Genomic DNA, 6,744 nt, shown 5'->3' with positions numbered 1-6,744 from the left:
ATCATGTACTTCAGGACCTCTCTGCCAGGCGTCTGATAGAAAGTGGCCGACTGGATTCTGTTTTCTGTATGGATGACTTGCTGAAACCTTACACTACGCTCCTCGGGAAGCGATTCCTTGAGTTCATCACATCACCCCTTAAGTCCGCTGATGAGGAAGCACGACAAGACGTGTGAGCCCGCAACCAGACATTCGCCTCACATCTCCCAATGGCTGACATTAACATCCGCACTATCCATGAGCTTATAGGCTACAAGACAATCAAGATGACCATGCGCTACTCCCACCTCTCGCAGCAACATCTTAAGGAAGCTGTCGGACTGCTGTGCTTAAGCCTCGCGCGACAGACAAAGAAACAATGAGGGTCCTTGCAGGGCGTTCACCCAGATAGGGATGAGAAGAGGTTAATCATCGGGCAAGTCCCAAACCCTTCCTCCGGACTAAAGTCTCAGGGTTTAGCCCCAGTCACTGCCCTCTCAGACCTCTCAATCATCTCACCTATTTTCTCTGCCTGGATCAGCTTGTGTCTGCTGGCGTCAAAAGAGCTTCTAGATTCAAAGATCTTTGCACTCTCTCTCAGTGCACGCGTAATTTCCCTTCCCTTGCTGAGAATGTAATGCGTGGTGTCTCTTTGCATCTTTCGCCCATATGATCTATTGATGGCCAATGCCAGTCTGAAGAGTTCAGCAGAATCAAGAAAATCTCCTTCGCTCCAATCGAAGACAGCATCCTGAAAATTGCCATCCGCAAACATTAGGGCCACGTCAAGAAGCTCTCTCACCTGCTCAGTAAAAACATCAGGATTCTGGGAAACTAAGTCCAGCATTCTTGCAGTATTGCCAGATTTGTATGCAACATAGTATGACTTCATGGTTCTCAGGTCATCAGGTAGATCCTCCGTCTTCGGGCTGTCTGCCACCAGTGACTCTACTGCCACATTGAGAGCATAGTTGATTCTGTCGAAAAGTCGATACTTAGACAAGTCACCAAGTCTTTGTTGCAAATGTTTCTTCATACTTCCGAATCTAATAAGGAAGTTTGGGTATGATCCATTCATGTCGTGACTCCCCGCTCTAAGTAGCTCGCTGACTTCACACACTATGAGACAATAGTAGACTCCTGCCAACTTCATTTGAATATCGAATATCCTAGTGCTGTCCTGCAGAGCATCTGGCCGTAGGTCAGCATTGTGTAGCAGTATCTCTACAGCAACTCTATCAGCTTCGACTTCATCCACAAGGGACACTTCGTCATTTTCCAAGTGCCCAAGGATAGCATGGGCGCACTCGTGGGCCAAGACAAACTGAGCGGCAGCAGCGCCCAGAACTGCAGACAAAACAGCCTTCTGGTCTGTAGCGTACATTGGGAATGCTGGTATTTCGCCATTATCAATGTACTCACGCATCGATTCTTTGAGCAGAGCCACAGGGCTCTTCAGTTCCGCATCCAGTCCGAATTCTGGCGCAAGCTCACCAAATGCAATGTTGACTATGAGCTTTGCCCATTCATGGAAGGCTTTCACAAGCCCCCAGTTGAGCAAAATCAGTATTCCCCCGCCAGGGGCCAAGACGCTTGCATTTATTTCTTCAAGTGGAAACTCCCCAGCATAGACATCTGACAGTATCGTGTCACATCCCGGTGGCAGGTTGCTCAGTATGTCGGTCAGGAGGGGTCTAAGTTTCTCGCCTGGATTGCTGAAAGGAACTCGTTTCTTCAGCCTTTCATATAGTTCGTCTTCGGTGAGGTGAGGATACGCTCTTCTGAACCTGCGCGCCAAAGATCTTATCTCGCTGTCCGAAGCCTCGCGACGATAAGAATATCCTTCTTTCTGCAAAAGATAGTGATAGTATTCTTCAGCGGTCAGAGGATTCTGTGGCTTTCCACAAGAGCACAGTAGGAGAAGCAGCCAGAGCAAGAAAACGCAGGGACGCACTATTGCTTTGCATGGAAGCCTCATGCGTCTTGCCTACAGGGCTACGCGCTGACTCATGAAAGGATTCGGTGCCCAACAACGGGGCCACTGAACTGGCGTGCTCCTATTCGTTAGCATCACCCTCAAAATGCAACTCCTTGATAGCTTCTCTATTCCCAATCTGCTCTCTGATGTACGCCTCCCCGCTTATGAGGGCATAGATTAATCCTATGATGGCAAGTGCCATAAAAAAGAGGCCAGGGCCCCGACCACTGAGAACAACTCTCATGACTGGTGACCTGAGCTCCAGTTCACTTTTCCGAGAGGGTACTCCTTTAGTAAACAGAAGGTAGCCAAGAAAGGCACAGAAGACCAGCCCCAAACATATTGCCATCCTTTCAATTCCCCTTAGAAATATGGGATCCGCTAGTAAGCTTTCCATGGTTTCTCCTCCGCTGGTCCAGTCAAACACCCAGCATGCGGTTTCTACCAAGCCCACCTGTACACGCCGTATTGTTCGTACATGACACAATACATGCAGCGATTCTTGGAGGGCTGCGCAGATGAACTTGGGATGACACGCGCAATCTGTCGATTCACATCAGGGCGGCAAATGCTTGAGATGTCGCGTACCTTGTTGCACTCTTTCCCAACGTATGGAGAATACCATCTCATTGGAAAGCTGTCAAGCGGTTCACGGTGTCCGGTGTCATGCGTTCATCGCTCAAAATTGAACACATGGGGAACACATGGGGTCAGGCCCCAGCGGTTCAAAATTGACTTTTTGAACGTCTGCCCCCATTCCAGAGAACCATATTGACATATGAGGGTAAGGGTGGTATTTTCTGCACGGTTGCGGTTTACACGAGAACGCACAGCTGTGTGAATCCTCGCAACGAGATCTTAGATCTGAGATCATAGATCTACGATTAGTTGGGCCGTTAGCTCAGTTGGCAGAGCACCGGATTTTTGATCCCAAAAGGGGTGTTTTCCGAAAGACCTTGCGGCACAAGGAATTCCGCTAACTCCTTGTTATTTCTAACGTTGTCGGGAATTGCATTGTCTCCACCGATTGTATCGCTTACACTGGTTTTCACACAAACATGGCACAAATATGGCACAACCGGGGCTCGTGTAATAGGGCTTAACATAATCGGATTGATCCCCAATACATCTCAGTAGAGCCCGAGTGTCTGCTGGACCCAGCCATAATGTTGTGTATTAAGTATTGTGTACTGTCAACACAACGTAACGTACTTGGAATCGAGGCTATAACATGTTTTGGTGTCTGCCCCCACGCGGCAAGTGTGAATGGAGAAACCTAGCAGACTTCGTTAGTCAATTTAATCAGCAGTTCCATACAGAGTTCAGCCTGTCAAAGTGCCTCGACGCATATGACAGTAGCAAACCCCAACCCGAGATCCTCCTAGAAAGCAAGAAAGATGGAAGGATGGTGATTGAAAGGAAGATCCTGGTCTGGCCACCCGACTACGTGAGACGCCACAACTTAGAGCATGAGTTCAGTGACCTGTTCATTTCACTTGTCAAGGGGGCTTTTGAAGAAGACCTCTATGCTCTGGAGGTCAGCACCAAGTACTTGTGTGGTGATAAGCAAGGCGTCAAAGACATGGCCCGGCAGATTGCGGATAAGGTTCTGGAAAGCGTCAGACATGTGTGCAGCTCAAAGGACATATCTGCTCGCTGCCCCTTGCCCTGGCGTTTCGGACGCCTACCAGACTTCCTAAGAGACGAAAGCACACCCGACAAAGGCGTGGGCGTATATTTCCTCGGGCCTCCGGATCTCTTTGAGGTCGACAGCATCGAGCGTTCACAAGCTCGAGATGGGCTCTCAAGACAGCTCCAGGAGGTGTTGGTGCAAGTAGAATCTAAGTTCGGGGCTTATGACGACTCCCTGCGTGTATTAATCCTCGAGGTCTATGGGAACAATACCTGTCTCTCGGATAGTGATGTAGAAGATGCCATTTGTAAAGCCGCTCTGCCACCTTGCGTAAGTCAAATATGGTTGGCGTACCCGGAGTACATCGGTGAATGGGATTGGAGAGTGGCGTACCGGAGGGTCAAGTGAAGGAACTAGTGGAGGGTGGTGCCGTAGCACCTGTAGATTATTCTGGACCTAGTGACGGAGCATATCCACACAGAGGGGGAACCGCATGAAGCAAACACATGTGGCACTCAAGTGTAACTACAACAACGGAAGAGAAGGTATACTTGTAGGATTCGAGGGCGTCTGTTCAGAGGATATCATGAAACGCAACATCGACAACCGGAGACCCTGGTGCAGCAATAGAAGATCACTCTGCAAGAAGTATTACGACAAGGGTTTCAGAGGCACCCGACCCAAGGGCAAAGTCTGCTATGAAAGTGCACTCTTCAAGGACTGGGAGTTCGGAGCAGGATATCATCTCACAGGAATCCATGCCGGCAAACCGATGCGCATTCCTAACGTTGGTGTCGGGAAAATCGCAGTTCTGACGACCGTCTTCCCAGGCGAAAAAGACATCGACCGGAACATCATAGGATTGTTCAGGATCGGAAAGGTTGATGACACCAAGGAAACACTAGTCACAGCAGACCGCAAATACAGGGTTAGGCTTCCTCTTGAAGAAGCGAAGGAGCTTTTCTTCTGGGACTACTACACCAAGAAACCACCATTTGGGTCTCATCTTCACCGCTATCTTGACGACATCCAAGTTGCACAAATACTCAGAGACTTAGTGGAATCCTCTGCTGACGAGTCTGTTCGGCGCAAGGCTGAGGCCCTTCTGACTGAGATACGTGTGAGGCTCGGATCAACTCAGATCCCAGCGCCCTCCGGGCCACGGGCCAAGGGAAGGTACAGAGCAGCTCTGAGAACTAGCATCAGGAGGAAATATGGTCCTGGGGGTGAGGGGAAGGAGCACAGGAGACTGAAGAAGTGGGTGGCACAGAACCCGAGCTTTCTGGGACTGGGAGCTCAAGACGTCCTCAAGACTGAGGAGGAGAATCATAGGTTCCCGTCAGGCGATCTTCCCGATATAGTCTTCGTTTGCCGGAACAACAGATATGTAATTGTCGAGATCGAGACTATAGATACCCTGCCGGGGGTATACCAAGCGATCAAGTATAAAGCTCTGATGTGCGCAGAACAGAATCTACCTCTGGGCTCCCGAAATGTGGAAGCATTCTTGGTAGCATACGACATCCCAATGGATTCGACGAAGCTTTGCAGGAGATACAGTGTGAAGTACAAGAAGAAACGGCTCTGAGGCCGTCAGAAGAGACTACACTGACGTGGGAACAGAAACCGAAGTCCTTCGGGCATCTGTTTTCTGCTCTGAAAGCTTGAGCTCTGGCTGTATCTGATACAAGGAGGGATTATCATGGTCAAAGGGTGGTTAGTCTTAGTGGCCTGTGTATGCGTCGGGTGTACTCTTATTCGGGCCAGCGTGGACCCAGATGGTTTAGTCCCAAGGTACCAGGGCATGCTGAAGGAAACCGGAGTTTCCAGGCAGGAATTTCGAAAAGCTAAAGAATGGTGGAGAGAGAAAGGAAAATGGTGCTACCAAGGAGCAAGGATCGACCCGCGTGCTTCGTTGCTCGTTGCCTGGGAGGGTTTGCGTACGACAGATGCTGCGGTCTTGAGCCTGTACAACTGGCGAGTTGCTGGGTTCAGCGTACCAGAGATGCTTGTGTGGTGGGATGCGGGTTTCTGTGGGTGCTACGACTATGAGACCGAGAACCTGATAGGTCGTTGTGATCGGGAAAGTAAACGATGGAAGGATGCCGGTTTTGGTCCGCAAGAAGTGCTCGAGTGGGGGAGGATTGGTGCAGATGCAAGGGAAGCCAAGGCGTGGAAAAAGGCAGGTTTTCGGTTGGAAGACGCAGCACCATGGGCCAAGAGCGGATACCCACCTGCAGTGGCTCTGCCATGGAAAAATGCGGGTTTTGACGATGGCATCGAGTGGCAGCGTAAGCATTTTACGCCTGAAGTCGCTTTACCGTGGAAGCGGGCTGGGTTTGGAGCACGGGAAACAGCAGATTACCGCTCGAAGGGGTTGAGTATCGCACAGGCTTCGGAAAAGAGAGCCAAGAAAGCGGAGTACGAACGTCTTCGGGCGAAGTGTCGAGGCATGGATGTGCTGGTCATGACTAATCCCTACGATATCAAGGACAAGCTTTTTGACGTTACCGGAAGTAGGTTTCAGTTGATAAGCCGGACAGTTGCCCTTTACCAAGCTGACACCTACGTGTTCTTAGTGGACTTCGGGAATAAAAGTGCCCCCTATATGTTTGACGGCATTGCGCGGGGTGTTGGGGCCTATGCTTATACCACAGTTTTAGGGACAAGAAAGACCGTGCCGTCCCTGAAGATAATATTCTTTCACAAGTATTAGAGACACTCTTCCATACGCTTTGCTTGGAAGCAGGTTATCGCTTTGGGTCGCCTTGTGTGGAGCTACGGAGTGAGATTGGGGACGGTGCCCCAATATATCCAACATCCTAGATCTGAGATAGCAGATAGACAAATTCCGCGCTCGGTGCTTGACAGTTTGACAGTTCACCTATTCCCCGTACGACTCGCTGGACGTACTTCCTATCCCAACCCAACTGAAGACAGTACCTCAGAAAAAACCCGCACACACCGCAAGCAGTGAACAGCCAAGGGCCAGGCCTCAGCGGTTCAAAATTGAATTTTTGAACGCCTGACCCCATTCTGCTCACTGCGGAACGGCTGTTCTGAGGCTTGACTCAGGACGCAAGGTCTGCTACACTGAACTGACTCGTAGCAACAAGGGCAGAGGGCACCCATGAGCCAAGTCGTCATTGAGAAT

Annotated in this window: 5 protein-coding genes and 1 pseudogene; 4 read left to right on the top strand and 2 right to left on the bottom strand. The window is 50.1% G+C overall.

The features are described 5' to 3' along the window. Positions 1 to 188: 188 nt before the first annotated feature. Positions 189 to 362: pseudogene (locus tag E3J62_11125) on the top strand (site-specific integrase). An 86-nt stretch (positions 363 to 448) separates the two neighbouring features. Here E3J62_11125 and E3J62_11120 read toward each other — a convergent pair. Both E3J62_11120 and E3J62_11115 read right to left on the bottom strand, forming a co-directional pair. Beyond that, positions 449 to 1,957: a hypothetical protein gene (locus E3J62_11120; protein TET44166.1), complete on the bottom strand. Its 1,509-nt coding sequence runs from the start codon at positions 1,955 to 1,957 to the stop codon at positions 449 to 451. 79 nt (positions 1,958 to 2,036) lie between these two features. Continuing rightward, a complete protein-coding gene (locus E3J62_11115) occupies positions 2,037 to 2,354 on the bottom strand; it encodes a hypothetical protein (GenBank protein TET44165.1) in 318 nt (105 codons plus the stop codon). Positions 2,355 to 3,362: 1,008 nt separating this feature from the next. Here E3J62_11115 and E3J62_11110 point away from each other — a divergent pair. The 3 genes from E3J62_11110 (at position 3,363) to E3J62_11100 (ending at position 6,306) form a co-directional block, all read left to right on the top strand. Next, positions 3,363 to 3,998 carry a hypothetical protein gene (locus tag E3J62_11110; GenBank protein ID TET44164.1) on the top strand — a complete coding sequence of 212 codons (636 nt, stop codon included), beginning with the start codon at positions 3,363 to 3,365 and terminating at the stop codon, positions 3,996 to 3,998. An 85-nt stretch (positions 3,999 to 4,083) separates the two neighbouring features. Further along, positions 4,084 to 5,178, top strand: coding sequence for a hypothetical protein (locus E3J62_11105; GenBank protein ID TET44163.1), 1,095 nt, complete (start codon positions 4,084 to 4,086; stop codon positions 5,176 to 5,178). 114 nt (positions 5,179 to 5,292) lie between these two features. Then, positions 5,293 to 6,306 (top strand): hypothetical protein, encoded by a 1,014-nt coding sequence (locus E3J62_11100; protein ID TET44162.1) that lies wholly within the window; start codon positions 5,293 to 5,295, stop codon positions 6,304 to 6,306. Positions 6,307 to 6,744 lie beyond the last annotated feature (438 nt).

It is taken from the genome of candidate division TA06 bacterium, assembly GCA_004376575.1.
GTDB lineage: Bacteria > Hydrothermota > DG-26 > E44-bin18 > E44-bin18 > E44-bin18.
This window is presented reverse-complemented; position numbering and strand designations above follow the sequence as displayed.

Bases quoted from the DNA above. Each gene is read 5' to 3' on its own strand.
- E3J62_11120 (TET44166.1), bottom strand. From the start codon at position 1,957: ATGAGGCTTCCATGCAAAGCAATAGTGCGTCCCTGCGTTTTCTTGCTC.
- E3J62_11115 (TET44165.1), bottom strand. From the start codon at position 2,354: ATGGAAAGCTTACTAGCGGATCCCATATTTCTAAGGGGAATTGAAAGG.
- E3J62_11110 (TET44164.1), top strand. From the start codon at position 3,363: ATGGTGATTGAAAGGAAGATCCTGGTCTGGCCACCCGACTACGTGAGA.
- E3J62_11105 (TET44163.1), top strand. From the start codon at position 4,084: ATGAAGCAAACACATGTGGCACTCAAGTGTAACTACAACAACGGAAGA.
- E3J62_11100 (TET44162.1), top strand. From the start codon at position 5,293: ATGGTCAAAGGGTGGTTAGTCTTAGTGGCCTGTGTATGCGTCGGGTGT.